The sequence below is a fragment of the Nonomuraea sp. NPDC050643 genome (assembly GCF_040654715.1).
GTDB lineage: Bacteria > Actinomycetota > Actinomycetes > Streptosporangiales > Streptosporangiaceae > Nonomuraea.
This window is the reverse complement of the sequence record NZ_JBFAIM010000028.1, coordinates 42,308-68,786: the sequence shown is the minus strand read 5'-3', so window position 1 is coordinate 68,786 and position 26,479 is coordinate 42,308. Positions and strand designations below refer to the sequence as shown.

At 72.6% G+C, this 26,479-nt stretch carries 25 protein-coding genes; 12 read left to right on the top strand and 13 right to left on the bottom strand.

Annotation, left to right across the window (positions count from 1 at the left end):
• Positions 1-49: 49 nt before the first annotated feature.
• Entirely contained in the window at positions 50-1,096 is a 1,047-nt protein-coding gene (locus AB0I15_RS33035; protein ID WP_358103921.1) for a glycoside hydrolase family 19 protein, read from the bottom strand.
• 223 nt (positions 1,097-1,319) lie between these two features.
• On the opposite strand from AB0I15_RS33035, the gene AB0I15_RS33030 reads away from it, so the two are divergent.
• The 3 genes from AB0I15_RS33030 to AB0I15_RS33020 are packed head-to-tail and all read left to right on the top strand — an operon-like array spanning position 1,320 to position 4,455.
• On the top strand, positions 1,320-2,405 hold the full coding sequence (locus AB0I15_RS33030) for a Gfo/Idh/MocA family oxidoreductase (protein WP_358103919.1): 1,086 nt from the start codon (positions 1,320-1,322) through the stop codon (positions 2,403-2,405).
• Entirely contained in the window at positions 2,402-2,809 is a 408-nt protein-coding gene (locus tag AB0I15_RS33025; RefSeq protein WP_358103916.1) for a gluconate 2-dehydrogenase subunit 3 family protein, read from the top strand. The genes AB0I15_RS33030 and AB0I15_RS33025 overlap by 4 nt, the downstream gene beginning before the upstream one ends.
• Positions 2,809-4,455 carry a GMC family oxidoreductase gene (locus AB0I15_RS33020; RefSeq protein ID WP_358103915.1) on the top strand — a complete coding sequence of 549 codons (1,647 nt, stop codon included), beginning with the start codon at positions 2,809-2,811 and terminating at the stop codon, positions 4,453-4,455. The genes AB0I15_RS33025 and AB0I15_RS33020 overlap by 1 nt, the downstream gene beginning before the upstream one ends.
• Here AB0I15_RS33020 and AB0I15_RS33015 read toward each other — a convergent pair whose 3' ends face one another.
• Entirely contained in the window at positions 4,456-5,403 is a 948-nt protein-coding gene (locus AB0I15_RS33015; protein ID WP_358103912.1) for an NADP-dependent oxidoreductase, read from the bottom strand.
• A gap of 268 nt (positions 5,404-5,671) precedes the next feature.
• On the opposite strand from AB0I15_RS33015, the gene AB0I15_RS33010 reads away from it, so the two are divergent.
• The 6 genes from AB0I15_RS33010 to AB0I15_RS32985 all read left to right on the top strand — a co-directional run bounded on the left by AB0I15_RS33010 (position 5,672) and on the right by AB0I15_RS32985 (position 12,881).
• Positions 5,672-7,234 (top strand): ABC transporter substrate-binding protein, encoded by a 1,563-nt coding sequence (locus AB0I15_RS33010; RefSeq protein WP_358103909.1) that lies wholly within the window; start codon positions 5,672-5,674, stop codon positions 7,232-7,234.
• 20 nt (positions 7,235-7,254) lie between these two features.
• On the top strand, positions 7,255-8,202 hold the full coding sequence (locus AB0I15_RS33005; RefSeq protein WP_358103906.1) for an ABC transporter permease: 948 nt from the start codon (positions 7,255-7,257) through the stop codon (positions 8,200-8,202).
• Between the two features lie 2 nt (positions 8,203-8,204).
• Positions 8,205-9,071: an ABC transporter permease gene (locus tag AB0I15_RS33000; RefSeq protein ID WP_358103903.1), complete on the top strand. Its 867-nt coding sequence runs from the start codon at positions 8,205-8,207 to the stop codon at positions 9,069-9,071.
• A gap of 44 nt (positions 9,072-9,115) precedes the next feature.
• Entirely contained in the window at positions 9,116-11,203 is a 2,088-nt protein-coding gene (locus AB0I15_RS32995) for an ABC transporter ATP-binding protein (RefSeq protein WP_358103900.1), read from the top strand.
• A 25-nt stretch (positions 11,204-11,228) separates the two neighbouring features.
• Positions 11,229-12,104, top strand: coding sequence for a sugar phosphate isomerase/epimerase (locus AB0I15_RS32990; protein WP_358103897.1), 876 nt, complete (start codon positions 11,229-11,231; stop codon positions 12,102-12,104).
• 195 nt (positions 12,105-12,299) lie between these two features.
• Complete coding sequence (locus AB0I15_RS32985; RefSeq protein WP_358103894.1) at positions 12,300-12,881, top strand: TetR family transcriptional regulator; 582 nt, start codon at positions 12,300-12,302, stop codon at positions 12,879-12,881.
• Positions 12,882-12,883: 2 nt separating this feature from the next.
• On the opposite strand, the gene AB0I15_RS32980 is transcribed toward AB0I15_RS32985, so the two are convergent.
• Positions 12,884-13,696: an IclR family transcriptional regulator gene (locus AB0I15_RS32980; protein ID WP_358103891.1), complete on the bottom strand. Its 813-nt coding sequence runs from the start codon at positions 13,694-13,696 to the stop codon at positions 12,884-12,886.
• Between the two features lie 104 nt (positions 13,697-13,800).
• On the opposite strand from AB0I15_RS32980, the gene AB0I15_RS32975 reads away from it, so the two are divergent.
• Entirely contained in the window at positions 13,801-14,619 is an 819-nt protein-coding gene (locus AB0I15_RS32975; RefSeq protein WP_358103888.1) for an alpha/beta fold hydrolase, read from the top strand.
• Here the strand turns inward: AB0I15_RS32975 and AB0I15_RS32970 are convergent.
• The 8 genes from AB0I15_RS32970 to AB0I15_RS32935 form a co-directional block, all read right to left on the bottom strand.
• A complete protein-coding gene (locus AB0I15_RS32970; RefSeq protein ID WP_358103885.1) occupies positions 14,587-15,372 on the bottom strand; it encodes an IclR family transcriptional regulator in 786 nt (261 codons plus the stop codon). The two genes, AB0I15_RS32975 and AB0I15_RS32970, sit on opposite strands and share 33 nt — an antisense overlap.
• Positions 15,373-15,433: 61 nt before the next feature.
• Complete coding sequence (locus tag AB0I15_RS32965; RefSeq protein ID WP_358103882.1) at positions 15,434-16,372, bottom strand: zinc-binding dehydrogenase; 939 nt, start codon at positions 16,370-16,372, stop codon at positions 15,434-15,436.
• Positions 16,369-17,217, bottom strand: a complete 849-nt coding sequence (locus AB0I15_RS32960) for an alpha/beta fold hydrolase (protein WP_358103879.1) — start codon at positions 17,215-17,217, stop codon at positions 16,369-16,371. Before AB0I15_RS32960 ends, AB0I15_RS32965 begins: the two co-directional genes overlap by 4 nt.
• Positions 17,214-17,345: a hypothetical protein gene (locus AB0I15_RS32955; RefSeq protein WP_358103876.1), complete on the bottom strand. Its 132-nt coding sequence runs from the start codon at positions 17,343-17,345 to the stop codon at positions 17,214-17,216. The genes AB0I15_RS32960 and AB0I15_RS32955 overlap by 4 nt, the downstream gene beginning before the upstream one ends.
• A gap of 3 nt (positions 17,346-17,348) precedes the next feature.
• Positions 17,349-18,194 (bottom strand): alpha/beta hydrolase, encoded by an 846-nt coding sequence (locus AB0I15_RS32950; RefSeq protein ID WP_358103873.1) that lies wholly within the window; start codon positions 18,192-18,194, stop codon positions 17,349-17,351.
• Between the two features lie 9 nt (positions 18,195-18,203).
• Positions 18,204-19,568 (bottom strand): hypothetical protein, encoded by a 1,365-nt coding sequence (locus AB0I15_RS32945; RefSeq protein WP_358103870.1) that lies wholly within the window; start codon positions 19,566-19,568, stop codon positions 18,204-18,206.
• 32 nt (positions 19,569-19,600) lie between these two features.
• Positions 19,601-20,539: a hypothetical protein gene (locus AB0I15_RS32940; RefSeq protein ID WP_358103867.1), complete on the bottom strand. Its 939-nt coding sequence runs from the start codon at positions 20,537-20,539 to the stop codon at positions 19,601-19,603.
• Positions 20,539-21,765: a Rieske 2Fe-2S domain-containing protein gene (locus tag AB0I15_RS32935; RefSeq protein ID WP_358103864.1), complete on the bottom strand. Its 1,227-nt coding sequence runs from the start codon at positions 21,763-21,765 to the stop codon at positions 20,539-20,541. Before AB0I15_RS32935 ends, AB0I15_RS32940 begins: the two co-directional genes overlap by 1 nt.
• A gap of 216 nt (positions 21,766-21,981) precedes the next feature.
• Between AB0I15_RS32935 and AB0I15_RS32930 the strand changes: the two genes are divergently transcribed.
• Both AB0I15_RS32930 and fdxA read left to right on the top strand, forming a co-directional pair.
• Positions 21,982-22,974 (top strand): NAD(P)/FAD-dependent oxidoreductase, encoded by a 993-nt coding sequence (locus AB0I15_RS32930; RefSeq protein WP_358103861.1) that lies wholly within the window; start codon positions 21,982-21,984, stop codon positions 22,972-22,974.
• Positions 22,971-23,315 carry a ferredoxin gene (gene fdxA / locus AB0I15_RS32925; protein ID WP_358103858.1) on the top strand — a complete coding sequence of 115 codons (345 nt, stop codon included), beginning with the start codon at positions 22,971-22,973 and terminating at the stop codon, positions 23,313-23,315. The genes AB0I15_RS32930 and fdxA overlap by 4 nt, the downstream gene beginning before the upstream one ends.
• A gap of 12 nt (positions 23,316-23,327) precedes the next feature.
• On the opposite strand, the gene AB0I15_RS32920 is transcribed toward fdxA, so the two are convergent.
• Both AB0I15_RS32920 and AB0I15_RS32915 read right to left on the bottom strand, forming a co-directional pair.
• A complete protein-coding gene (locus AB0I15_RS32920) occupies positions 23,328-24,098 on the bottom strand; it encodes an enoyl-CoA hydratase-related protein (protein ID WP_358103855.1) in 771 nt (256 codons plus the stop codon).
• Positions 24,099-24,114: 16 nt separating this feature from the next.
• Entirely contained in the window at positions 24,115-26,367 is a 2,253-nt protein-coding gene (locus tag AB0I15_RS32915) for a CoA transferase (RefSeq protein WP_358103852.1), read from the bottom strand.
• Positions 26,368-26,479: the final 112 nt, after the last annotated feature.

Below are 26,479 nucleotides of genomic sequence, written 5' to 3'. Positions count from 1 at the left end.
GCGTAAGGGCGACCGGCGGGCGGGGTGCGCCCGCCGGTCACCTGACCGGTCAGCAGTACAGGTTGCCGCCAGGGCTGACGCCGAGGATCTGGGCGAACCGCTGGTAGGCGGTCACCCGGCTCTGCACCTGCGCGGGGTTCCTGCCATCGCATTCCAGGCTGCCGTTGATGCTGCGGATCGACTCGCCGAAACCACGGCTGTTGACCATCGCGTTGTGCCCGGTCATGCTGCCCGGACCGCTCTGCGTCATCCAGTACCACAGCGCGGTCTTCCACGACACGGACGAGTTCCGCTCGACCTGCCAGGGATCGTTCAGGAGGTTGATCCCGAGGGCGTCGCCCGCCGCCTTGTAGTTGAAGTTCCAGCTCAACTGGATGGGACCGCGGCCGTAGTAGGCCGCCTGGCCCGCGGGGCAGCCGTACGGCTGGCCGGCGTCGCAGTAGTGCGGGTAGTTCGCCGTGTTCTGCTCGACGATGTGGACCAGGCCGCCGGTCTCATGGTTGACGTTCGCGAGGAAGGCCGCGGCCTCCTGCTTCTTGATCGTGTCGCTGCCGGTCTTCGCGAACGCGGGGAAGGCGGTCATGGCCGCCGTCAGGCCGCTGTAGCTGTAGAAGGAGTTCCGGCTCGGGAACATCTGGTTGAACTGCGCCTCGCTCACCACGAAGCCCCCGGTGGGCGGCGGGTCCGTGGGGCCGCAGGCGTACGGGTCCCAGTACCAGTGGCTGATCACCGGGTCGTAGCCGGGGTTCTCGTTGACGGCGATGTAGTAGTTGCCGTCGGTGTACCTCACGATGCTGCCCACCGGGTACCACTGCCCGGCCACCCAGTTCGGGTGGTTGCAGGCCGGGCCGGACGTCCCGCCGCAGCTTCCCTGGTCGGCCCAGACGGCGGCGTTGCCGGGAGTCTCGTTCTGCGTCCACCACTTCGCCGACCAGTTATGCCCGTTGTGAGACACCACGGCGCCGCCCTGGTAGGCGGTGGAGGCGTTCCATGCCGCCTGGCAGTCGGCCGCGATGGCCGGAGACGTCGGGAGGCCGAACGAGAAAGTGGCCGCCGCCAGGAGTAAGGCGGCGAGCAGGGTCAGGCGTCGTCGCACCCGATCACGTCCTTTCGCGAAATCTCTTAAGAAAGTTTCCTAAAAGTTAGGAGGATGGTGGCACGCGGCGGAGCCCTTCGCAAGGCCCAAAGTCAAGTCCGCAGTCAGGACGGCGGTCCGCTGATCGGACTGCCGGGCTTGAGAGGCGGGCGCGGCGGCCATTCACTGGCAAGTCGTATCCGGTCGCCCCCTGGCGACCACTCTCGGAAGGACGCGAAGAGACGTGCACCATCGCATCGGCATCCTCGGCAGCGGCAACATCTTCGGCCGGTACGTGACCGGCCTGGCCCGCTATCCGGAGCTCGAGATCGTCCGGGTCGGCGACATCGATGCGGACCGGGCCAGGCGCGCCGCCGAGGAGCACGGCATCCCCATGTGGGGCGACGGGGAGGAGCTCTACGGCGACGACTCGATCGACATCGTGGTGAACCTGACCCCGCCGGCGCATCACGCGAGCACCGCCATCCGGGCGCTCGAGTCCGGCAAGCACGTCTACGTCGAGAAGCCCCTGGCCGCGACGGTCGCCGAGGCGCGGAAGGTGCTGGCGGCGGCCGAGGCCGGCGGGCGCGTGCTCGGCTCCGCCCCCGACACCTTCCTCGGCAGCGCGAGCCAGACCGCGCGCAAGGCGCTCGACGACGGGCTGATCGGCGAGCCCATCGGCGCGTCGGCGTTCATCCGGCACAGCAAGGCCGAGACGTGGCATCCGGACCCGCGCTTCCTCTTCCAGCCGGGCGGCGGGCCCGTCCTGGACATGGGGCCGTACTATCTCGCCATACTGGTGAACATGCTCGGCCCGATCAGATCCGTGGCGGGCGCCGGCCGCGTCGGCGCTCCCGTCCGTACGGTGACCGCGCCCGGCCGCGCCGTGGACCGCATCGAGGTCGAGGTGCCGACCCACGCCTCGGCCGTCCTCGCCTTCGACTCGGGCGTCATCGGCACGACCATCATGAGCTTCGACGTCTGGGACAGCGACCTGCCCGCCGTCGAGGTCTACGGCACAGAGGGGACTCTCACGCTGCCCAACCCCAACCACTTCGACGGCGACGTCCGCGTACGACGGCACGGCGACGCGGACTGGTCCGTGCTGCCGCCGGTCGTCGAGCTGTTCGGCGCGGTCGGCACCAAGGAGCAGACCCGCCGCGGGCTCGGCGTACGCGATCTGGCCGACGCGATCGAGGGCGGCCCGCACCGCGCCAACTCCGCGTTCGCCTTCCACGTGCTGGAGGCGCTCACCGCGATCGACGGGCCCGGGCAGGTCGTCCACCTGGAGAGCACATGCGAACGCCCGGCCCCGCGCTTCGCGGAGTGACCCCCCGGCAGGCCGCGACGCTGAGCGCGCTGGTCGACACGGTCGTCCCCGCCGACGAATACCCGAGCGGCACGGCGGCCGGGGTCCTCGACTATCTCGGAGGGCAGTTCGGCCGGGATCTGGCCGGGATGCGCGCCTACTACGCGGCCGGCCTGGACGCCGTCGACGCCGAGGCGGGCCAGGTCCACGGCACGAGCTTCGACCTGCTGGAGCCCGCGCGGCGGGAGGAGCTGCTGCGTGCTCTCGAGGCCGGTGGCACCCGCACGACCTGGCCGTTCGACGCGGCGGTGTTCGTGAGCACGCTGGTGGGGCACGTCATGGAGGGCTTCTACGCCGATCCGGGCAACGGGGGCAATCGCGACGCCGTCTCCTGGCGGATGATCGGGTTCGAGGTGCGCGACTGATGGGGCCGGACGCCGGGGCGCGGGTGGACGCCGTGGTGATCGGGTCGGGGGCCGGCGGCGGGGTGGCCGCCTGGGTGCTGGCGCGGGCGGGCAGGCAGGTGCTCGTTCTGGAGCGTGGGCGCGACCTCGATTTCGCGCAGATCGGGCGCGATCATCTGCGCAACCACCGGATCTCCCGTTACGCGCACCGCTCCGGGCCCGACTACGAGGACGGCCCCCGGGTCGTCGTCGAGCCGACGGGACATGAGCGCCTGGTACGCCCGCACGAGCCCGGCTTCCACGGCAACGCCACCCTGGTGGGCGGGGGCACGCGGCTCTACGGGGCGCAGGCGTGGCGGTTCCTGCCGGCCGACTTCGCCATGGCGAGCACGTACGGCGTCCCCGCGGCCAGCAGCCTGGCCGACTGGCCCATCGGCTACGACGACCTCGAGCCCTTCTACGAGCGTGCCGAGTGGGAGATCGGCGTGTGCGGCGACCACACGGCCGCCGGCCGTCACTGGAGGCGCGCCAAGCCGTACCCGATGCCGCCGCTGCCCGAGGGCCGGCAGGCCAGAGCGCTGCGGCGGGGCGCGGACGCCCTCGGCTGGGACGTGGTGCCGGTGCCGTTGCTGATCAACTCGGTCCCGTACGACGGGAGGGCCGCCTGCACCCGGTGCCTGCACTGCGTCGGGTTCGCCTGCCCGGCGGAGGCGAAGAACGGCTCGCACAACACCGTCCTGCGCCGCGCGCTCGCCACCGGCCGCGCCCGGCTGCTGCCCGAGGCGGTCGCCGAGCGCGTCGAGTGCGACCCGGACGGCCGCGTCACCGGCGTCCGCTGGGTGGACCGGTCAGGGGCGCGCCACACCGTCGAGACCGACGTCGTGATCTGCGCGGCCGGGGCGATCGAGACCGCGCGCCTGCTGCAGAACTCGCCGACCCGGCGCGAGCCGGACGGGCTGGGCAACAACCACGACCAGGTGGGCCGGCACCTCCAGGGTCACGCCTACGTGTGGGCGCTGGGCGAGATGGACGAGCCCGTGCACGACGGGCTGGGCCCCGGCGTCTCGATCGCCACGCTCGACTTCGCCCACCACAACGACGGCGTGGTGGGCGGGGCGATGCTGGCCGACGAGTTCACGGTGCTGCCGATCGCCTTCTGGGCCCGTAATCTGCCGCCGGGCCTGCCCCGCTGGGGCGCGGAGAACAAGCGGTACATGCGCGAGAACTACCGTCGCGTCATGCGGGTGGGTGGGCCGGTCCAGGAGATCCCCAGCCCGCACGCCAGGACGCGGCTCGACCGCGACGTACGCGACCGCTGGGGCATCCCCGTCGCGCGGCTGTCCGGCACGACCCACCCCGAGACCCTGCGCACGTCCGCCCACCTGACGGACCGTGCCCGCGAATGGCTGCTGGCCTCGGGCGCGCGCCGGGCCTGGACGGCCGAGACCCCCTTGGCCCTGCACGCCGGGCAGCACCAGTCGGGCACGTGCCGGATGGGCGACGACGAGCGCACCTCGGTCGTCGATCGATGGGGCCGCGTGCACGGCCACGACAACCTGTACGTCATGGACGCGTCGGTGCACGTCACCAACGGCGCGGTCAACCCGGTGCTGACGATCATGGCGCTGGCGTACCGTGCCGCCGAACGGCTGTGCGCCGACTGGTGATCACACGTCCGGTCCCTCGGCACGGGCGGTGACGTCGATCACGACCTTGCCGGTGGCGTGGCCGTCCTCGACGAGCGCGAGCGCCTCCCCCGCCGCGGCGAACGGGAACACCCGGCGTACGCAGGGGTCGAGCCTCCCGCCGGCCACCAGCCCGGCCAGGCGGGAGAGCGTCGCCGTGTCGCCGGTGCGCGACAGCGGGAGCGCGCCGTACCGGGCCCTCGTCTCCTCGGCGGCCACGCTGATCACCCGTGTCCGCGCGGTCAGCAGGCCGGTGAGCCCGTGCAGCGCGTCCCCGCCGACCAGGTCGAGCACCGCGCGGGCCCCGTCGGGCAGCAGCTCCCGCAGGCGGGAAGGGGCGTCGTCGCGGTCGTAGGCCACCGCCGCGGCGCCCAGCGCCTCGACCGGCGCCTGTTTGGCCGCGCTCGAGAGGCCCACGACGCGGGCCCCGCCGACGAGCGCGAGCTGGACCGCGGCCGTGCCCACTCCCCCGCCGGCGCCCAGGATCAGCAGGGTCTCCCCGGCGGTGAGGGCCAGCGCGGCGAGCGCGTCGTGGGCGGTCGCCGCCGCGATCGGCAGCGCCGCCGCGTCGGTGAACGACAGCCCCTCGGGCATGGACGCCGCCCGCTCCACCGGCAGCAGCGCGCGTTCGGCGTACCCGCCGCTCCCACCGACGGTGCTGCCGAACACCCGGTCCCCGGCGGCGAGGCCCGTGACTCCGGGGCCGGTACGCAGCACCGTGCCCGCGACCTCACGCCCCAGGACGGCGGGCAGGGTCAGGGGGAGGAAGGCGCGCTGCATGCCCGCGCGGACCTTCCAGTCCACCGGGTTGACGCCGGCCGCGCGCACCTCGACGAGCACTTCGCCCGGCCGCGGGTCGGGCACGGGGAGGTCGAGGAATCGCTGGAGCTCCGGTCCGCCGTACGCGGCGAACCCATAGGCGAGAGACATGGCTCCGGACGCTACCCATCGCCCGGTAAAGAGCGGGCCTCGGCGTACCGGTCAGCGAACCGGAGGCGGGGTCCCGGCGCTGTTCCGGTCAGCGAACCGGCGTGAGGGCTGGCGGAACCCTTCAGTTCTAGGGTGTGGGATCACCCCCGAATGACACCGATGACCTCGATTGATCATCATAAGGGCATAAATCCGGATTTATCACGAAAAAAGCCTCACTATTCCCATGCTCATCACCCCCCATGCTCATCGCCTTCGAGGAGTGTCCATGTCAGTCACCAAGTCAGCCTGGCGCCGCAGGGTCGCCGCGGGCGCCACCGGCGCGGCGATGCTCGCCTCCGCCGCATGCAGTGCCGCCACCCAGGGCGTCGCGGGAAGTGCCCAGAGCGCGGGCCCGGTGAAGGACGGGGGCACCCTCGTCGTCGCGCAGACCAGTGACGCCGACCCGGGCTCGTTCCTCAAGACCTCGATCGGCAACATCGCCTCCGAGTACGCGATCTTCGAGACGCTCACCCTCATCGACGGCAAGACCGGCCGGCCGGAGGGCGTGCTGGCCAGGTCGTGGACGCTGGCTCCCGACGGCAGGAGCATGGACCTCCAACTCCGGGACGACGTGACGTTCCACAGCGGCCGCAAGATGACCGCCGACGACGTCATCTTCGTCATCAAGCAGGTCCAGGACCCGAAGACGGGCGCGGCGAACCAGTCGATCGCCGCGCAGATCACCGACATGGCGGCCAAGGGCGACCACGAGCTGTCGCTCACCTTCAAGCGTCCGCTGCCGAACATCTTCGACCTCTTCGAGACGATGCCGATCCAGAACAAGGACACCTACGCCGACTACGCGGCGGGCACGAAGGTGGACGGCACGGGACGCTTCACCTGGAAGTCGTGGACACCGGGCGGCAAACTGCAGCTCGCCAAGTACGCCGGCCACCGCGACGCGCAGAACACCCACGTCGACACCATCGAGATCACCCTCATCAAGGACCCGACGGCCATGGTCGCCGCCATCCGCAGCGGCCGCGTCCACTACGGCGTCGGCATGGCGGCGCTGGACGCCAGGACCCTGAGCCAGCAGCCCGGCTTCGAGCTCGTGACGTCGGGCGGGGCGGCGATCGCGCTCGGGTTCGACGTGACCAAGCCGCCGTTCGACAACAAGGCCGTGCGCCAGGCGGTCCACTACGCGATCGACCGCGAGCGCATCAAACAGCAGGTCGAGGGCGGCCAGGCAGACGCGACCAACCTCCCGTGGCGCACCTCCACGATCGGGTACGACGCCGCGCAGGCCAAGCAGTACACCTTCCAGGCGGACAAGGCCAAGCAACTGCTGGCCGAGGCGGGCGTGAAGAACACCTCGTTCGACATGGTCACGCTGAACACGCCCGAGGCCACCGGCGTCTTCCAGATCGTCAAGAACAACCTGGCGGCCATCGGGCTGGACGCCAAGCCGGTGGTCCTGACCGCGGCCGACTACGACGCGCGGATCGCCAAGAGGGACATGGGCGCGCCCGCGTTCCTGATGCAGAACAGCAACGGCCTGTCACCGGCGAGCGCCGTGGTGAGCCGGCCGGAGCTGCTGGCGGAGGACAACCTCTCGCACTTCAAGAGCCCCGAGTACAGCGAGCTCGTCACCGCGGTCACCCGCGCCAGCACCGCGGCCGACCAGGAGAAGGCGCTGAAGGCGCACAGCGCGTACTTCGCCGACCAGGCGTTCGTGCTCCCGCTGGTCACGCGGCCCACCCTGACGGTCCGCGCGGAGGCCGTGAGCGGCATCACCTCGACCCAGATGGGCTTCCTCGATCTCGGCCAGGCCGGGCTGTCCAAGTGAGCGAACGGTAGGCAAGAACGATGGTCCGGTTCCTGATACGCAAGGTCCCCTCGCTGGTGTTCGTGCTCGTCGCCAGCTCGGTCGTGGCCTTCGCCCTGCCTCGCCTGGCGCCGGGGGACGTCGCCGTCACCCTGGCCGGCACGGACCCGACCGAGGCCAACATCGCCGCGATCCGGGAACAGCTCGGTCTGGACCGGCCGCTGGTGCTCCAGTACTGGGACTGGATCACCGGTCTGCTCCAGGGCGACCTCGGCCAGTCGTACCTGCTGCGCCGCAGCGTCGCGAGCCTCATCGGCGACCGGCTGATGAGCACCGTCGAGCTCGCCGTGCTCGCGACGCTGCTGGTCATCGTGTTCGGGACGGTCATGGGCATCCTGGTCAGCTCGACCGGGCGCCGGTGGGTGCGGGCCGTGCTCGACCTGGTCAACAGCTTCTTCATCGCCGTGCCGTCCTTCCTCACCGCGCTGGCGCTGATCCTCGCGTTCGGGGTGCTGAACCGCTGGCTGCCGGTCAGCGGCGAGGTCGGCTTCCTGGAGGATCCGGTGATCGGCTTCCAGTTCCTCATCCTGCCGGCGATCGCGCTGGCGCTGCCCCCGGCGGGGGTCGTCGCCCGGCTGCTCCAGGCCGAGATGCTCACCGCCAGGAACGAGGACTACGTGGACCTCGCCCTGAGCAAGGGCGCGTCGCCGGCCCGGATCACCGTCCGGCACGTGCTGAGGAACAGCATCGGCACCGCGGTCGTCGCCGTCGGGCTCCAGATCGGGAACCTGCTCGCCGGCGCGGTCATCATCGAGGCCATCTTCAACCGCAACGGGCTCGGCCAGCTCGCCGTGTCCAGTGTGCAGACGCGTGACTTCACCGTGTTGCAGGTGCTCATCCTCGGCGTCGTCTTCGTGGCGGTGATCTGCCAGATCCTCACCGAGGTCGTGCTGGCGGCACTTGACCCACGGATCAAGTTGGGAGAGTAGGCATGGCAGACGTTCCACTGGCCGCCGTCGGGGCGCGCCGGCGGCTGAATCCGACCCTGGCGCGCTACCTGTCGGCGTTCCGCACGCCGAAGGGCGTGATCGGGTCGGCGATCCTCGTCATCATGACGGCGGCCGCCCTGCTCGCTCCCGTGCTGTTTCCCGGCGGCTACGACCAGCAGGGCCGCGAGGCGCTGACCGGGATCTCGGGCGCGCACATCTTCGGCGTGGACGAGTTCGGCCGGGACATCTTCGTCCGCAGCGTCTACGGCCTGCGCATCGACCTCAGCCTCATCCTCACCGCGGTCCCCCTCAGCATGGCCATCGGGACCCTGCTCGGCCTGAGCGGCGCGATCTCCGAACGGCTGGGCGACGGGGTGCAGCGGCTGCTCGACGTGATCATCGGCTTTCCCGGCCTGGTGCTGGGGATCTGCCTGGTCACGATCCTCGAGCCGGGCTGGAACGCCCTCTTCCTCACGATCCTGATCAGCGGCCTGCCCACCGCCGGTCGCCTGGCCCGCGGCGCCTGGCTGGCCCAGCAGAACCGCGAGTACGTCCTGGCCGCCCGCGTGCTCGGTGTCTCACGAGGACACCTGCTCGTCCGCCACGTCCTGCCCAACGCGATGGACGCGGCCGTCGTCAACGCCGCCGTCTGGATGGTCGTCGGCGTCTACATCGAGGCGGGGCTGAGCATCGTCGGGCTCGGCGTGCAGCCGCCGACGCCCTCGCTGGGCGTGCTGCTCAACAACGGCCTGCGGTTCGTCACCCAGTCGCCGACCTACATCATCGGCCCCGCCCTGCTCCTGCTGCTGGTCGCGATCGGCTTCAGCCTGGTGTCGGACGCGCTCAACGAGGCGGTGAACCGCCGGTGACCTCCATCAATGCCGGACACGCCCGACAAGACGGTGAACCACCTATGACCACGGCCACCGAGTCGCCGGAACCGACGACGGGCAAGGGCGCGCCGCTGCTGCGCGTCGAGGGCCTGCGTACCGAGTTCCGGCTGCGGAACGGCGGCGTCAAGGCCGTCAACGACGTCAGCTTCGACATCCATCCGGGCGACGTGCTGGGCATCGTCGGCGAGTCCGGCTCGGGGAAGTCGGTGACGGCGCGCTCCATCATGCGCATGCTGCGCCCACCGGGCGAGGTCGTCGGCGGGTCCGTGCTGCTCGGCGGGGAGGACCTGCTCGCGCTGCCCGAGCGCGAGATGAGACGCCGCCGCGGCAGCGAGGTGGCGATGGTCTTCCAGGACCCGCAGGCCGCGCTCAACCCCGTCATGACGGTCGGCGACCAGATCGTCGAGGCCATGACCGTGCACGGCACCGGCCGGCAGGCGGCGCGCAGGCGCGCGATCGAGTTGCTCGACCAGGTCGGCATCCCCGACGTCCGGACGAAGATCGACCACTACCCGCACCAGTTCTCCGGAGGCATGCGCCAGCGCGTGGTCATCGCGATCGCCCTGGCCAACGACCCCGCGCTGCTGATCGCGGACGAGCCGACCACCGCCCTCGACGTGACCATCCAGGCCCAGATCCTGCGCCTGCTCGCCAGGCTCCGCACCGAGCTGGGCATCGCCGTCGCGATCATCACCCACGACATGGGCGTGGTCGCCGAGCTCTGCACGGACGTCGTGGTCATGTACGGCGGCCGCACGGTCGAGAAGGGCACCGTCGAACAGGTCTTCGAGCGTCCGCGCCACCCCTACACCGCGGCGCTGCTGGCCGCGATGCCGCGCATCGACGACGACCGGATCGGGCAGCCGCTGCCGGCGATCCCGGGGGCTCCCCCGGACCCCGCCGCGCTGCCTCCCGGCTGCCCCTTCGCCCCCCGGTGCGCCTTCACCGAGCCGGGCTGCGACCACGAGCCGCCGGAGCTGCTCCAGATCGGCGCCGCCGGTCACGCGGCGGCCTGCTTCGTCGCCCAGCGCGGCACCACCGACGTGTCGGTCCGCGCGACCGGCGCGGCCCCGCCGGCCCGTGCCGAACGGGCGGACGTCCCCGCCACCGCACCCGTCCTCGAGGTGCGCGACCTGCGGGTCGACGTGGGGTCGCGGCGGCGCGGGCTGCTCCGCCGCGATCCCCCGGTGTACGCGGTCGACTCGGTGAGCCTGTCGGTGCACGCCGGCCGCACGCTCGGGCTCGTGGGCGAGAGCGGCTGCGGCAAGTCGACGCTGTCGCGCAGCATCGTCGGCATCAACCGGGTCTCGGACGGGTCCGTCCTGGTCGACGGGGCCGACGTGAGCGCGATGCGCGAGCAGGAGCTGGGGCGGGTGCGGGCCTCGGTGCAGTACCTGTTCCAGGATCCGTACGCGTCGCTGAACCCGCGCCGCACCATCCGGCAGTCGCTGACCGAGGCGCTCGCGTTCCGGGGCGTCGGCGGGCGGGAGCGCGAGGAGGCGGCGCGCTCCCTGATGGAGCAGGTCGGGCTGCGCGCCGAGCACCTCGACCGCTACCCGCACGCGTTCTCGGGCGGCCAGCGCCAGCGGATCGGCATCGCCCGCGCGCTGGCCCGGCAGCCGCGCGCGCTCATCCTCGACGAGCCGGTCTCCGCCCTGGACATGTCGATCCAGGCGCAGATCATCAACCTGCTGGAGCGGCTGCAGCACGACCTCGGGCTCGGGTACCTGTTCATCGCGCACGACCTGTCGGTCGTCCGGCACCTCAGCGACACCGTCGCCGTGATGTACCTGGGCCGGATCGTCGAGTACGGCGACGCGGCCGACGTCTACGGCGACCCCCAGCACCCCTACACCGCCGCCCTGCTGTCGTCGTCCCCCGTCCCCTCGGTGTCCGCGCGTACACGCGAGCGCATCGTCCTGACGGGTGACCTGCCGAGCCCCGCGAACCCGCCGTCCGGTTGCCGCTTCCGCACCCGGTGCCCGGTCGGCCCGCTGGCGAACCCGGAGCGCACGATCTGCGCCGAGGTCGACCCGCGGCTCATGCCCACGGCCGCCGGCCAGCGGGCGGCGTGTCACTTCGCCGGTGAGCCGGCCCTCACGTCCTGAGATCACCTACCGAAAGGATTTCCCCATGCCGAAGCTCGCGCTCAACCCGATCCAGTGGATGGCCAGTGACGACGGCTGGCTGGACCCGTCCAAGGCCCCCGAGCCGAAGGAGCTGCTGTCGCAGATCAAGGAGGCCGGGTTCGACGTGGTCATGTCCGAGGTTCCCGCCGGATGGAGCGTGGAGCGCTATCAGGCGCTGCTCGGCGAGGTGGGCCTGTCGCTCGCGCCCGGCTACTTTCCCTGCCGGTCGGACGGCAGGGACGGCAACGAGGACACCGTCGTGGCCGCGGCCGCCGAGGTCGCCCACCGGCAGGCCGAGCTGGGCCTGACCGAGATCGGGCTCGGCCTGGGCATGACCAAGGAGGCGCCGCGCGTGCTCAACCCCGGGCAGGCCCACGACGCCGACCCGTCCCGCGTCGAGGCGCTGACGGCGCTCATCGGGCGGATCTCCGACGCCATGCTCGCCGAGGGCGTCAGGCCGTGCCTGCACCCGCACGTCGGCACGTGGATCGAGAGCGAGGAGGAGGGGCGGGCGGTGCTCGACGCCATCGAGCCGGCGCGGCTCGGGTTCCTGCCCGACACGGGGCACCTGGCGTGGGCGGGCGCCGACGTCGGCCGGTTCGTCAGGGACTACGCCGAGCGGATCCCGTTCGTGCACGTGAAGGACTGCAGGCTCAGCGTGGCCGCCGAAGGCCGCGAGAAGGGCTGGGACTACCGCAGGACCGTGCTCGCCGGGCTCTGGACCGAGCCGGGCCGGGGTGAGCTCGACCTGACCGGCATCCTCGGTAACCTGCCCGGCGGGTTCGACGGCTGGCTGATGGTGGAGGTGGACCGTCCCGACATCGCGGACCCGTACGAGAGCGCGCAGGTGTCGGCCCGCTGGATGCGCGGCGCGTTCTGACCATGACGACTGTGGAGAGGGCGGCGGCCGCGCTCCTGGAGGCGTACGCCACCGGAACGCCGATCCAGCTCGCCGGTGACGCGGTCCGCTGACCGAACCCGCCCGTTGCCGCCGGTGCCGGCGCGTCCGCATAGTGGCCTGTCCCACGACGCACACGCCGGCCCGGCCGGTGTCAGGCGCACGAAGGGAGAGCGGGTGAACGGCACCCGATCGGCGGAGCCCTCGCCGGACACGTCCGCACGCGCCCGGCTGCTCGAAGCCGCCATCGACATCGCCTGCAGTGAGGGGCCGCACATGGTCACCTACCGCGCGGTGGCGGCGCGGGCCTCGGTGTCGCACGGCCTCGTCCGCCACCATTTCGGCACCCGGGAGGCGATGCTGGCCGAGGCGCTGGAGCTGGCGGCCCTGCGCGAGGCCCGCCGCGGCCCGCTCACCGCCGGGTGCGCGGGCGACGTCGCCCGCGGGCTGGTCGAGAGCCTGGACGGGGACCGGCTGCTCCGGTTCGACCTCGTGCTCGACGCGATCCGCGGCGGCGACGGCCGGGGCGCGGCCCTCACCGTGTACGACCACCGCATGCGGGAGATCGCCGCCACCCTGAGCGGCCTTCGGATCGAGGACCCGGGCGGGCACTGGGCCGCGCTCGTCTGCGCGGCCCTCGACGGCCTGGCCCTGCAGCACGCCCTGTACGGCTCGCCCCAGCGCGCCGAGGCGATCGCCGGCCGGGTGGCGGAGCTGCTCGCGCACCTGTCGCCGGCGCCTGAGGCGGGTGCGGGGTGAGGTCAGCGGCCCGGTTCGGCGGCCCGGCGCCCGACGGCGCGGGAGATGGCCGCGGCGGTCGCGTGCAGGTCGGGCAGCAGCTTGCGCTCCACCAGGCGCGACAGCGGCACGGTGACCGACACGGACGCGATGACCGCGCCCTCGACGCCCATGACGGGCACGGCGATGCTGCTGAACCCCAGCAGGATCTCCTCCTTCTCGACGGCGTAGCCGCGGTCCCTGATGACCGTGAGCTGACGCCGCAGCTCGTCGAGGGTGCCGACCGTGCGCGGCGTCAGGCGGGGCCAGCCGGTGGCCGCGAGCCCGCGCAGGCGTTCCTCCCCGTCGGCGCAGGTCGCGAGCAGCACCTTCCCCGTGGCCGTGCACGCCGCGGGCAGCCGTCCGCCCACCCGGGAGTGCGTGTGGATGTTCGCCTCACCGGCGACCTTCTCGACGTACAGCACATGGGCGCCGTCCAGGACCGCGAGGTGGATGGTCGCCCTGGTGGCGGCGAACAGGTCGGTCAGCAGCGGCCGGGCCACGCGCCGCAGCACCGCCGAGACCGGCACCCGCTGCCCCAGCTCGAACATGCGCATGCCGAGCTGGTAGGAGTCCCCGCTGCGCTCGAGCAGCCCCCATTGCACCAGCTCCTGCGCCAGCCGGTACGCCGACGCCTTCGGCACCCCCGAACGCCGGCTCAGCTCGGTGAGCCGCAGCCGGACGGCTCCCGACTCGAACGCCCCGAAGAGCAGGTGCGCCTTGCCGAGAACCGAGTTGGGATACTCCTCGTCGTCGCTGGAATCGGCCGACGCCTCCTCGAAGACCTGTGAGGACACCGGGACTCCCCTCGCTACCACATCGCTGACTATCCACATGGATAGTCCATAACGTCTGAAATGTATAGGTATCAGGCCAGATGCCCTACATAAGAGAGGATCTCGTGGACATCAGCTTCGGGTACGCCCCCTCCCCGTTCGGCCGGCTCCACTACGCCGAGCAGGGCACGGGCCGCCCCCTCCTGCTCCTGCACCAGACGCCCCGGTCCTGGGACGAGTTCCGGGAGCTCCTCCCCCTCCTCGCGCCGCACCGCCGCGCCATCGCCATGGACATGCTCGGTTTCGGGGCCAGCGCCAAGCCCCCGGCGCCCCACACGATCGAGCTGTTCGCCGCCGGGGCCCTGGCGCTGCTGGACGTCCTGGGCATCGAGCGCGCCGACGTCATGGGACACCACACCGGCGGCGCGGTGGCCATCGAACTGGCGGCCTCCGCGCCGGAGCGGGTCGGCCTGCTGGTGCTGTCGTCGGCGCCGTGGACCGGCCCCCGATACCGCGAGTCCCACGCGGACGGGCCCGGGGTGGACGAGGCCGTACGCGACCCCGGCGGCGACCACCTGCTCACGTTGTGGCGCAAACGGCTGCCCTACTACCCCGAGCCGGCCACGGAGCTGCTCGACCGCTTCGTGCACGACGCCCTCGCCCCGGGGGTCGACCCGGCGGAGGGGCACCGGGCCTGCGCCCGTTACCGCATGGAGGACCGAATCGGCCTGGTCAAGGCTCCGGTGCTGCTGCTGGGAGCCGCCGCGGACCCGTTCGCGATGCCGGCCATGGCCCCGCTCCGCGAGCACCTGACCGGGGCGGCGAGCGTGAGGTCGGCCGTCATCGACGGCGGGACCATCCCCCTCATGGAGCACAAGGCCGGCGAGGTCGCCGAGGCCGTCCTGGGGTTCCTAGGCCCGGCCGCCGTCGGCGGCCAGGATTGACTTGGTGATGCGCCTGCTCACCATGCTCAGCAGGCCCACATACTTGGTGACGTCGGCCCGGAAGGTGGGCGCCGTCACCGACAGCGCCGCGACCACCGTCCCGGTGACTCCGGTGAGCGGGATGGCCACGCTGAGGAAACCGATCCGGGTCTGCTCCCGCTCGACGGCGTAGCCGGCCTTGCGTGCCTGCTGCAGCTCCTGGGCCAGGAGTTTGGGCGCGGTCACCGTCCGCGGTGTCACGCGGGGCAGCGGGGCGGCGACGACGTCGCCGAAGAGCGCCGCCGGGCCGAAGGCGAGCAGGGCCTTGCCGGTCGCGGTGCAGTGCAGCGGCATGCGGCCGGCGATGCGCGACGGCTTGGAGACCTGGCCGTGGCCGGACACCTTCTCCAGGTAGATCACCTCGATGCCGTCCAGCACCGCCAGGTGGATGGTCTCCCCGGTGGCCTGGTAGAGGTCCTCCATGAAGGGCCGCGCCGCCTCGCGCAGGATCCGCTGGCGCGGCACGCGCTGCCCGATCTCGAACAGGCGCATGCCGAGCCAGTACTCCGAGCCGCGCCGCTCCAGCAGCCCCCACTGCAGCAGCTCCTGCGCCAGCCGGTGGACCGACGCCTTGGCGACTCCGGTGCGGCGGACGATCTCGGACAGGCCGAGGCTCTCGTCGTCGGGGCCGAACGCCTCGAGGATCAGCCGCACCTTGCCCAGGACGCTGTTCGACTCGGGGGGACAGAACGCTGGGGGGTAAGTAAGCGACATTCGACGATAATTGCGCCTATGTCTGGTTCCCTCAACGAGACTGTTCCGCTGAGCGAGACGGCTACCCGAAGGTGACCACGGCGCGCCCGCGTACCCTGCCGTCGCGCAGGAGTTCGAGGGCCTTGGCGATCTCGGACAGGTCGAAGCGCTCGACCGCCACGCTCAGCTCACCGGCGGCGAGGCGGCCGACCAGCGCCGGGGCCACCTCGCGGGCCCTGCGCTCGTGGCGGACCATGTTGACCGGGAGCAGCGCCACGTCGTCGAGCAGCCAGGACGGCAGGTCCACGGTGACCGCGGAGCCCAGCACGTAGCCGATCACCACCGCCCGGCCCCCTGGGCGCACCCAGCGGGTGCGCCCGATCAGGTCACCGCCGCCGAGCGTGTCGACCAGCAGGGACGCCGAGCGGCCCGCGGACAGCTCCGGGTCGTCGGGCAGCGCCGCGCGCACGCCCTCGGGGACCTGGCCGAGCTGGTCGGCCCGGCCGACGACGCCGGTCACCGTGGCGCCGGCCAGCCGCGCCTGCTGGGCGACCATGGCGCCGACCGCGCCCGCCGCGCCGGTCACGACGACCTCCTCGCCGGGCTCCAGCCGGGCGACGTCGTGCAGGGCGACGTACGCCGTGGTGGCCGGGACGAAGAACGACGCGGCCACCTCCGGCTCCAGCGGCGGCGACATCGGGGTGACGGCCTTGGGAGAGACGCTGACGCGCTCGGTCCAGCAGCCGTCGCGCAGCAGGCCCAGCCCGCCGCCGCGAAGGAGCACCTGCGTGCCGGGGGCCAGGGTGTCGGAGTCGAGGACCACTCCGGCGGCCTCGACACCCCCGATGTACGGCAGCTCCGGCCGCATGCCGAAGGACCCGCTCGCCACGGTGAGGTCCAGGTGCCCGAGCGCCGCCGCCCGTACCTCGACCAGCACGTTCCCGGGCTTGTGCGCCGGTTCGGGCAGCTCCTCCACGACCGGCGGCACACCCCAGCCGTGGAACCGCGCGGCGCGCGTCACGAGTTCTTGGCCAGGAAGGCCAGGCTGAGCGCGTTGTAGCGGCCGGCCTGCTCGTGCTGGGGCCAGTGGCCGCACTCCTCCAGCAGCTCCAGTTGCGAGCCGGCGATGGCCTCGTGCATGGCGGTGGCCTCCGGCACGTCGCCGAACGGGTTCTTGCGGCCCCACACGATGAGCGTGGGCTGCGAGATCGCGGCCAGGTCGGCGGGGCGCAGGATGTTGCGCAGGCGGGTCTCCATGTCCTGCAGGCATAGCAGATTGTCGACGCCCGCCACGAACTCGGGGGTGTGGTAGATGGCGTGACGCACCGCCACCAGCTCCTCGGTCGCGTCGGCGGGATCGGCCATGAGCAGGCGCAGCCGCTTGCGGGTGAGCTCCACGTCGTCGCTGAGCACGGCCTCGCGGGTGCTCGTCCGGATGCGGTTCATGACCTCGGGGTTGGCGACGGTCCCGCCGGCGCAGAGCAGTTGCAGGCTGGCCACGCGGTCGGGGTGGTCGATCGCGGCGCGCCCGCCGACCCAGCCGCCCAGCGACTCGCCCACGATGTGGGCGCGCTCGATGCCGGCCGCGTCGAAATAGGCCAGCAGGTGGTCGACGTAGCGCGGGATCTCATAGGGGTGGTCGGGCTTGCCGGTGTAGCCGTGTCCCAGCATGTCGATCGCGTGGCACTCGTAGTGCGCCGCGTGCGCGGCCAGGTTGCGGGTGAACGCCTCCAGGTGGCCGCTGGTGCCGTGCAGGAACACCACGGGCTCGCCCGACCCGGCCCGGAGGCTGCGGGTCGGCACGCCGGCGGCGTCCACGTACGAGAGGCTGAAGCTCAGCGGGCCCAATTCCGTCCATATGGTCATCGCGGGGTCACCTTGTCCTGGTTGATGCGGTGCACTTGGGTGTTGCTCCGGGCCGCGAGCAGACGGCCGGCGACCGCCGCCAGCGCGACTCCGAAGGCGGCGATCAGCAGCTTTCTCGTCCTCGACATCGCTCACGCCCCCGAGTTCAGGAATCCGGTCACCACGGCGTGGTACGCCTCAGGGCGCTCCTCCTGCAGATGGTGCGACACGTGGTCCATGACGTGCAGGTTCCCTCTCGGCACCATGCGGGCGAGCATGAGCGGGTAGTCGGGGGTGAGGAACGCGTCGTGCATCCCCCACATGAACAGCACCGGCGCCTGGATCCCGGCCAGCTCGGCGGTGAGGTCCTGCCATTCGCCGCGCGGCGAGTCGGACATGGCGGCGAGCTCGCGCTCCCGCGGGTCCAGGCTCTGCTCGTAGCGCAGGTCCAGGGTGGACTCGGGCAGCCGGTCCCCGTCGTACCACTCCAGGCGGGTGATGAGGTCGCGCATCTTCTCCCGCGTGGGCCCCTCGCCGCCGTAGTAGGCGTCCCTGGCGTTGCGGCCGCGGCGGCCGCCCTCGGGCAGCGGCGCGAGCGGGCCGTGGAAGACGGGCATGCTGCCGGTGACGACCAGCGAGCGCACCCTGCCGGGGTGGCGCGCGGCCAGGCACAGCGCGATGGTGCCGCCCCAGGAGTTGCAGACGAAGTCGGCCCGGTCCACGCCCAGCGTGTCCATGAGCGCGACGATCTTGTCCGCGTGGAAGTCCCACATCGGGCCGGTGATCACGCACTTCTCCGACCTGCCGTACTGCAGGATGTCGACGATCAGGCAGCGGCGGTCGGCGGCGAAGAGCGGCGCCACCGGGCCGAAGTCGCTCCAGCCGGTGCAGCCGGGGCCGCCTCCGTGCAGGAAGATCGTGTCCCGGCCCGTTCCCAGGTCGAGATAGTGGTAGGTGACGCCGTCGGCGTCGGCGTACGAACCGGTGGGGGGTTCCATATCGCCTCCTCAGTCGTTGGTCTCGGCGCGCGTGCGCGTGGTGGTGTCGACCGCGACCCGCAGGAGCACCTCGCACAGCCGGCGCATGGCCCGGACGTCGACGGTGTTCATGCCGAGGGCGAAGTCGTCGGAGACGGCCTTGGGCATGCCGACGCGGGCGGTCGGGATCCCGCGCGCCCGCAGGATGTTGGCGTCCGTGGCGCCGCTGTTGCCGTCGACGGGCTCGTGCGGGCGCCCGTTGACGCTCTCCCAGGCGCGGACGGCGCTGCCGACCACCCAGTTGTCCGGTGGTGTGCTCGTGCCCGGGATGGCCAGCACCATCTCGGCCGTCAGCGCCACGTCCAGCTCCTCCGACAGCCGCCGGACGTACGCCGTCACCTCCCGTTTGGTCGCGAGCGGGGTGGTGCCGGGCGCGATGCGCAGGTCGAGGCGGATGCGGCAGGCGGCGGGCGTCACCGAGGGCATGCGCTCCCAGCCGCCGGCGACCGACCCGACGATGCCCTGCGGCGCCGCCGTCGCGGTGCGGTGGCGTTCGGGGTGGTCCGCCAGCCAGCCTTCCAGCCTGGTCACCACCTCGGCGGCGGTCACGATCGGGTTCCGGTACGGGAGCCGGTGCCGGCTGCCGGCGTAGGTGTGGGTGCCGGGGACGACGATCTCGAACCAGCACAGCCCGACCTCGTCGTGCGCGACGAAGTCCCCCGGCTTGGCGATCACCGCGTAGTCGGGGTGCCAGCCGCGTTCGAGCAGGAACGAGCAGCCGACGCCGTGACCGGTGTTCGCGCGGCCGGCGGCGTCGACGGCGTTGGCCGGCATGCCGCCCGCGCCGAAGGCCAGCAGCAGGTCGCCGGCGAGCGTCGGCCGCAGCTCCGCCAGGGCCTCGCCGACGACGAGGACGCACACGGCATGGCCCTTGGGGTTGCCGGCGCCGAGGCCGCTGACGTAGGGGCCGTCGCAGCGGGCCTCGGGCCGCATGTCGGGGCGCAGGGCCGGGCCGATCCACGGCACGTCCAGATCCGGGTCGCCGGTGGTCAGGGTGTCGATCGGGGCGTACAGCATGAGGTCGGGGCCCGTGCCGTCGCCTCTCAGCCGGGCGACCGCGCTGGCCTGGCCGTCGTCGATGCGCTGCAGGTGGGCGTCCAGGCCCGCCGCGGCCAGCCGATCGGCCAGCCGGCGGGCCAGCGGCGCCTCGCCGCCGGTGGGGCTGGCGATCGCGGTGACGTCCACCGCCGCCTCGCGCAGCCGGTCCTCGGTGATGGCGGCCAGCGCCCGCCGTACCAGGCCCTCGCGTTCCGCCTCGGTCATGGGCTCGGTCATGGGCTCGGTCATGGGCTCGGTCATGGGCTCGGTCATGGCCTCGGTCATCAGCTCGGTCATGAGCGGGGCTCCGTCACGGCGTTCCGCCTCGGTCATGGCCGGGGCTCGATGACGGCGACGCCCATGCCGGTCAGCCACTCCGGCATCGGCTCGTAGGCCAGTGCCCGTCCGGGCGCGAAGCCGAGCGCGGCGGCCATGGTCAGCCAGGTACGCAGCTCCTGCCCGCCGTTGCCGGCCGCCTCCTCGATCTGCTCGGTGGACAGCTCCGCGTAGCGCGCCAGCTCCCCCCGCTCCAGCGCGGCGAGGAACTCCTCGTCGAACTCGGGGAAGATCGTCGGCCGCGCGGCGGTGATGATCCGGCGTCTGCGGGCGTCGTACCGCTCCCAGTCGCCCCGGCCCTCCCGCCAGGCCTCCACCAGGAACTCCTCGTCCTCTCCGTGCGGGTCCTGCCAGCGGCTCGGCCACGGGAGCCGGTGGGACAGGCCGCCCGAGGCGATGACCGCGACCCGGAGCTCACCCGGCAGCTCCGCCACCGCGGCGGCGAGGTTGCCGCCCAGCTCGGCGCAGCGCCGCATGAGGGGCAGCGGCGTGGCGAACACGTTCACCACCAGCGGGATCACCGGCACGTCGAGGCCGCGCAACAGGTACTGGATCGCGTGGCTCTGGCCGTGGTCGATCTGCAGCCTCGCCGAGATCGCCACCTCCGTGCCCGCCGCCACCAGCGACTCGGCGACGGCCTGCGCGACGGCGGGGCGGGTGAGCTGCGGCCCCGACGGCGTGCCGGCCTCGCCGGAGGAGACGACCTCGTCCACGCCGAGGGTGAAGGCGGGGATCAGGTCCAGCCAGAAGCCGCGGAAGTGGTTGGAGCCGACGATGATCGCCACGTCGGGACGGGCGGCGGCGAGGGCGTCGCGGGCCGTGCCGAGCGCGTCGCGGAGACGTTCGGCGCGATCCTTGTGCTCGACCTGCTCCCAGTGCGTGTTCATGAGCGTGGAGTGGGAGGCGCCCACGCCCAGGACGATCCTGCCCATCAGCCGGCGTCCCGCGCGATCAGCCCGGCCGCGCGCAGCCGCTCGACGCGCTCCTCCGTGACGTCCTCGGCGAGCTTGCGCCACTGCAGGAGCGACTCGTCCGGGCGGTAGAGCCGCTCCGGCGGCGCGTCGGTCACCTCGACCATCCACTTGTCCTGGCCGGAGAACTGGCCGTGGAAGAGCCAGCGGACGGCGCCGAGGTATTTGGCGTAGAAGGGCAGCGTTCTGACGCCCTTCTCGAAGTTGGCCATCACGCCGACGTAGAGGTGGTGGTCGGCGTCGACGGGCACGTAGAACTCGTAGTGGATGAAGGTCGGGTAGACGATGCGCAGGACGCCCGGCATGCTGACCGAGGCGAACCCGGGGAAGTCCTCGGCCGCGATGGCCGGGTTCACCTTCCGGTGGCCGCCCGTGTTGCCGATGTTGGCGATCTGCTTCGGCGGCTTGAGCTTGTACCAGGCCTGGTTGCTCCAGGGGCCGAGGCCGGGGAAGTCGGCGTCCCAGTGCTGGGCGTCCTGCACCCGGTAGATCCAGCGGCCACGCCGGACGATGCGCGTCTCGTTCCACACCGGCATGGCCTTGAACAGCCGCCACAGCGCGGTGCGGTGCAGGTATTTCGCGTGTCCCTCGTCGTAGCCGTTCTCACAGGCGAAACGCCAGTTCCCCTCGCGGGCCTGGATGCGCGAGCCGACGACGGCGGGGTTGTCGCGCAGCTCCTCGGGAAGCTGGTCGTCGATGGGCGGCGCGTCCTCGCCGTCGCCCACGAAGATCCACACCATGCCGAGGCGTTCCTCGACGTCGTAGGTGGGCTGGGTCACCTTCCCGCAGATCGGCGACCGCGGGCCGTCGGTGATCACCGCCTTGAGGTCGCCGGTCTCCAGGTCGAAGGTCCAGCCGTGGTAGGGGCAGGAGATGGTGCCGGGGAACTGCTGGTTGCCGTAGCTGAGCGGCACGCCCCGGTGCGGGCACCGGTCCTTGAGCGCGTACGCCCTGCCGCCGTCACGGATGACCATGATGCGCTCGCCGAGCAGGGTGATCGCCTTGGGCTTGCCCGTGATGTGCGAGGAGAACGCCACCGGATACCAGTAACCACGGAACCCGCTGGCCGCGGCCTGGTAGTGCGGCCAGCTCGACCAGTCCTGACGGCCGGGCAACCGGCCGCGTCGTGACGGCCGGCGCCTGGCGGTCCCCCCGGTCGCAGCCGGCGTCTCGGCCTCTGCGCTCATGCTCGCCTCCGCTTCCCATGTCTCGTCTGTACGGGTGTCGCGTATTTACGACTGTTTTGTCGGCACTGCTGACGCAGGCAGTTCACCACCGGCGCGACCGGCCGGCCCAGCGGAGCATCCCGCCCAGCGGACCGTGTCCCGCTGAGCGAGCCGCGTTCCGGTCAGCGGTCCGCGACGTGCGCTTTCCCGCCGCCGCCGTCTGTAGCTTCCGTGGCTGTGACATCAACCGACATCGCGATCATCGGTGCCGGGCCGACCGGCCTCTACGGCGCCTACTGCGCGGGCTTCCGCGGCCTGCGTACCGTCGTCGTGGACGCGCTGCCCCAGGTGGGCGGGCAGATCTCGGCGCTGTACCCGGAAAAGGAAGTGCGCGACGTGGCCGGCCTGCCCGGCATACTCGGCCGCTCACTGGTCGACGCGCTCAAGACCCAGGCCGCCGCCTACGACCCCGTCTACCTGCTCGGCAGGCAGGCCGTCGAGCTGAGCCGCGACGAGGAGCGGCGGCCGGTCGTGACCCTGTCCGACGGCACCGCCGTACGCGCGGGGGCCGTCCTGCTCACCTCGGGCATCGGCACGTTCACCCCCCGCCCGCTGCCGGGCGGCGACGAATGGCTCGGACGGGGGTTGGACTACTTCGTGCCGGACCTGTCCGAGCACACCGGCCGCGACGTCGTCGTCGTGGGCGGCGGGGACAGCGCGGTGGACTGGTCGCTGGCGCTGGCGCCCCTGGCCAGGTCGGTCACCCTCGTGCACCGCCGGGCCGCCTTCCGCGCGCACGCCGCCGGCGTCGCCGCGGCCCGCGTCGCGGGCGTCCGCATCGTCGTCGACAGCCAGGTGGTCGCCCTGTCCGGCGGCGACCGGGTCGAGCGGGCCCACCTGCGGACGCGCGACGCGGCCGACCGGGAGCTGCCCGCGGACTCCGTGATCGCGGCGCTCGGCTTCATCAGCGACCTCGGGCCGCTGGCCGGCTGGGGCTTGGCGCTGCGCGGCAGGTCCGTCCTGGTGGACCAGCGCATGCGTACCAGCCTGCCCGGCGTGTACGCCGCCGGAGACCTCACCGAGTACGACGGCAAGGTCCGGCTGATGTCGGTGGGCTTCGGCGAGGTGGCCACCGCGGTCAACAACGCCGCCGTCGAGCTGGACCCCGGGCTGAGCCTCTTCCCCGGGCACTCCACCGACACCCCTCAGAGCAACAGGAGCGACTCATGAGCTATGTCATCGGCCCCGCCTGCATCGACGTCAACGACCGGGCGTGCGTGGACGTGTGTCCCGTCGACTGCATCTACGTCGGCGACCGCAAGAGCTACATCAACCCCGACGAGTGCATCGACTGCGGAGCGTGCGAGCCGGAGTGCCCGGTCGAGGCGATCTTCGTGGACCGCTCGGCCCGTGGCGACGAGACGCGCACGCTCTTCGCCGCCGACTCCCGCAGCTTCTTCACCGAGGTGCTGGCCGGGCGCGACGAACCGCTGGGCAGCCCGGGAGGCGCCCGCAAGGTCGGCGACGTCCTCACGGACACCACGATGGTGACGGGTTACGACGCCTCCTGACCAGGGGCCGGTTCACCGGCCGGTGAACCGGGGCGGGCGTTCGTCCAGGAACGCCTGAAGCCCCTCGGCGGCGTCGGCGGTCGCGATCAGCTCCATGACCGCCTTCCACTCCACCTCCAGCGCCTCTTCGACGGGCAGGCCGGATCCGGCGTCCACGGCCCGCTTGAGCAGGCCGATGGCCGCGGTCGGCCGGGCCCCCAGGCTCGCGGCGTGCTCGGCCACCACGCGGTCGAAGTCCTCGTCGGCCGCGACCACGTCGACCAGGCCCAGGTCGAGCGCCTCGGCCGCGGACAGGCGGGCGCCGTCGATCATCAGGCGCTTGGCGCGATGCGGGCCGAGCAGCCGGGGCAGCCGCTGGCTGCCGCCCGCTCCCGGGAACAGGCCGAGACTCATCTCGGGGAAGCCGATCGTCGCCGAGGCCGCCAGGATGCGCAGGTCGCAGGCCAGGGACAGCTCGGCGCCGCCGCCCAGGGCGTGCCCGTTCATCGCCGCGACGACCGGCTTGGGCGCCAGTTCGAGCAGGCGCTGCACCTCGACCCAGCGGCGCATCCGCACATGGTTGGCCTCCGAGAGGTCGCGCATCACCGCGATGTCCGCCCCCGCCACGAAGAAGCGGCCGGTCCCCCGGATGACGAGGCACCGGACGGCGGCGTCCCCGGCCAGTCCGGGGAGCACCTCCAGGAACTCGTCGATCAGGGCGGGGTCGACGGCGTTGGCGGGCGGCCGGTCGATGACGATCGTCGCCGTCCCTCCGTCGCGCCGTACGTCCAGGTGGTTCTTCATGCGCGCTCCCATGCGTTCATTCCAGGACACCGGCCTCGCGCAGCCGCGAGAGCTCGTCCTCGTCCATGCCCAGCAGGCTCTTCAGCACCTCGCCGGTGTGCTCGCCGAGCAGCGGGGCGGAGGTCGTGAGCGTTCCGGGGGCGGCCGACAGGCGGACCACGACGCCCTCGTGCCGGACCGGGCCGGCCAGGGCGTGCTCCAGCACCGGGTAGAAGCCCCTCGCCGCCAGGTGCTCGTCGTCCTCCACCAGGTCCCGGCCGGTGGCGACGACGGCGGCGGCCACGCCGATCCCCTGCAGCTCGGCCGCCAGCTCCGCGCCGTCGTGGCGCGCGCACCAGGCGGCCAGGGCGGCGCCGGTCTCGTCCTCGGGCACGTCCGCCAGCCCGGCGTACGCGGCCAGGCGCCGCCACTCCTCCTCGCCGCGTGCCGACAGCGCGATCCAGCGGTCGTCACCCTTGGTCGGGTAGACGCCCCTCCTGGGCGCCGTGCCGGGCTCGCCCAGCTCCGACTCGATCAGCGCCGGCCCCATCGCCGCGGCCATCGTCTCGAGCTGGGACAGGTCCACGTGCCCCCCGCGCCCGGCCGCGACCAGGTCGAGGACGGCCAGGACCGCCGAGTTGGCGGCCACCATGTCACCCAGCCCGAACGTCAGCCCCTGCGGCGCCTCGCCGGGGTCGGCGGTCTCGCTGGTGAGCCCGGACATGGCGGCGAGCGTGTCGGCGAAGGTCACCGCGTCCCGCCAGGGCCCGCTCTGCCCGACCCCGGACATCGACACGAGGATGACCTCGGGGTTCAGCTCCACCAGCCGGTCGTAGGACAGCCCCCATCGGGCGAGGACGCCGGGGCTGAAGTTCTCGATCACCACGTCGCACTCGGCGGCGAGCCGGCGCAGCACCTCGCGGCCCGGCTCGGTACGCAGGTTGAGCGCGACGCTGCGCTTGCCGCGGTTGAAGTTGATGAAATAGCCGCTGTCGTCGGCCCCCGCGCCGGGCCGCAGCCGCATCGACGGCGCGAAGCGGGTGGGGTCGCCCCGATGGCGGGATTCGATCTTGATGATGTCGGCGCCGTGCTCGGCCAGCGTCTTGGTGGCGTACGGGCCGGCCAGCACCCACGTCAGGTCCAGCACCCGCAGGCCCTCCAGCGGGCTCGCCCCGCCGCCGGCCTCCCTGCGGCCCCGGGGGTTGTCGGTGCGCCAGGCGGCGGCGGGGTCGGCGGGAAGCGGCTCGGTGAGGCGCACCGGGCGGGGCAGGCCCGGGGCGGCGAAGGGGAAGCCGACGTCCAGCACCCCGCCGGGCGGCAGCCCCTCCCCCAGCACCCGGGTGAAGAACGCGCGCTCGGTGAGCTGCGGGTTGGCGGGCAGGCTCGCGGCCGTGGCGACCTGCGCCCAGGGCAGCGCTCTGGCGCGCCCCTGCTCGGCCATGGCGGCGGCGGAGCGCCGCGCGACGAACCTGGCCACGATCTCGTCCACGTGCGCGCGGCCACGCCAGCGCAGGACGGGATCGGACCAGGTGTCCTCGGTCAGGTCCCCGGCCTCGCCCGACTCCGCCATCCAGGCGAGCAGGTCCGTCCACATGCGGTCGCTGCCGGAGTAGCCGCCGGCGACGTGGCCGTCCTCGGCGCGGAAGACGCGGTGGGCGACGTGCTCGTACACGCCGCCGTTGCGGGAGGGGTAGCGTCCCGCGTGGATCCAGGAGATGGCGGCCGTCTCCAGCGTGGCGGCCACCGCCTCCTGCACGGAGACGTCGATGAGCCGGCCCTGCCCGGTGCGGTCGCGGGCGATGAGGCCCAGCAGCGCCGCGATGGCGGCGTGCGCCCCGGCGAGCTGGGTGGCCTGCTCGCGCGGAGGCGCCTTGGGCGGCCGGCCGGGCTTCCCGCCCAGCCACGCCATGCCGCCGGCCGCCGCGGCCACGAGGTCGTCGGCCCGCCACGCGCGCCGGGGACCGGTCGTGCCGAACGGCGTGACCACGACGTGCACGGCCCACGGCCACCGGGAGGCGACTGCGGGGCCGGTGGAGTCCGTGCGCACTCCGGCGAGCTCGCCCAGGGGGCCGCTCTCGACGATCACATCCGCCTGCTCCGCCAGCCGGTCGAGCTCGGCGGGGCTCACCGGGCCGCGCACGACCCGCTTTCCCGCGTGCCAGTGCAGGCTCTCCGCCCGCGACAGCGCCGGGGCCGGGGAGCGTTCCACGCGTACGACGTCGGCGCCGAGGCCCACCAGCAGCCTCGTCCCGTTGCAGGCCAGATCGTCGGTGAGGTCGAGCACCCGCACCCTCGTCTCCTCCCGTGTGTGCCGGAGGCTCGACCCTAGGGCCGCGACCGGCCGGGCGCGACCGTCCCGGTCTGTCCAGCGGTCCGCTCTGGGAACAGGCGTGCTTAATCTA

Excerpts from the sequence above, each read along its gene's own strand:
- AB0I15_RS32935 (WP_358103864.1), bottom strand. The coding sequence starts at position 21,765 with ATGAGCGCAGAGGCCGAGACGCCGGCTGCGACCGGGGGGACCGCCAGG.
- AB0I15_RS32970 (WP_358103885.1), bottom strand. The coding sequence starts at position 15,372 with ATGTCGCTTACTTACCCCCCAGCGTTCTGTCCCCCCGAGTCGAACAGC.
- AB0I15_RS32945 (WP_358103870.1), bottom strand. The coding sequence starts at position 19,568 with ATGACCGAGCTGATGACCGAGGCCATGACCGAGCCCATGACCGAGCCC.
- AB0I15_RS33015 (WP_358103912.1), bottom strand. The coding sequence starts at position 5,403 with ATGTCTCTCGCCTATGGGTTCGCCGCGTACGGCGGACCGGAGCTCCAG.
- AB0I15_RS32995 (WP_358103900.1), top strand. The coding sequence starts at position 9,116 with ATGACCACGGCCACCGAGTCGCCGGAACCGACGACGGGCAAGGGCGCG.
- AB0I15_RS32960 (WP_358103879.1), bottom strand. The coding sequence starts at position 17,217 with ATGACCATATGGACGGAATTGGGCCCGCTGAGCTTCAGCCTCTCGTAC.
- fdxA (WP_358103858.1), top strand. The coding sequence starts at position 22,971 with ATGAGCTATGTCATCGGCCCCGCCTGCATCGACGTCAACGACCGGGCG.
- AB0I15_RS32920 (WP_358103855.1), bottom strand. The coding sequence starts at position 24,098 with ATGAAGAACCACCTGGACGTACGGCGCGACGGAGGGACGGCGACGATC.
- AB0I15_RS33005 (WP_358103906.1), top strand. The coding sequence starts at position 7,255 with ATGGTCCGGTTCCTGATACGCAAGGTCCCCTCGCTGGTGTTCGTGCTC.
- AB0I15_RS32955 (WP_358103876.1), bottom strand. The coding sequence starts at position 17,345 with ATGTCGAGGACGAGAAAGCTGCTGATCGCCGCCTTCGGAGTCGCGCTG.
- AB0I15_RS32940 (WP_358103867.1), bottom strand. The coding sequence starts at position 20,539 with ATGGGCAGGATCGTCCTGGGCGTGGGCGCCTCCCACTCCACGCTCATG.
- AB0I15_RS33010 (WP_358103909.1), top strand. The coding sequence starts at position 5,672 with ATGTCAGTCACCAAGTCAGCCTGGCGCCGCAGGGTCGCCGCGGGCGCC.
- AB0I15_RS33000 (WP_358103903.1), top strand. The coding sequence starts at position 8,205 with ATGGCAGACGTTCCACTGGCCGCCGTCGGGGCGCGCCGGCGGCTGAAT.
- AB0I15_RS33020 (WP_358103915.1), top strand. The coding sequence starts at position 2,809 with ATGGGGCCGGACGCCGGGGCGCGGGTGGACGCCGTGGTGATCGGGTCG.
- AB0I15_RS32990 (WP_358103897.1), top strand. The coding sequence starts at position 11,229 with ATGCCGAAGCTCGCGCTCAACCCGATCCAGTGGATGGCCAGTGACGAC.
- AB0I15_RS32950 (WP_358103873.1), bottom strand. The coding sequence starts at position 18,194 with ATGGAACCCCCCACCGGTTCGTACGCCGACGCCGACGGCGTCACCTAC.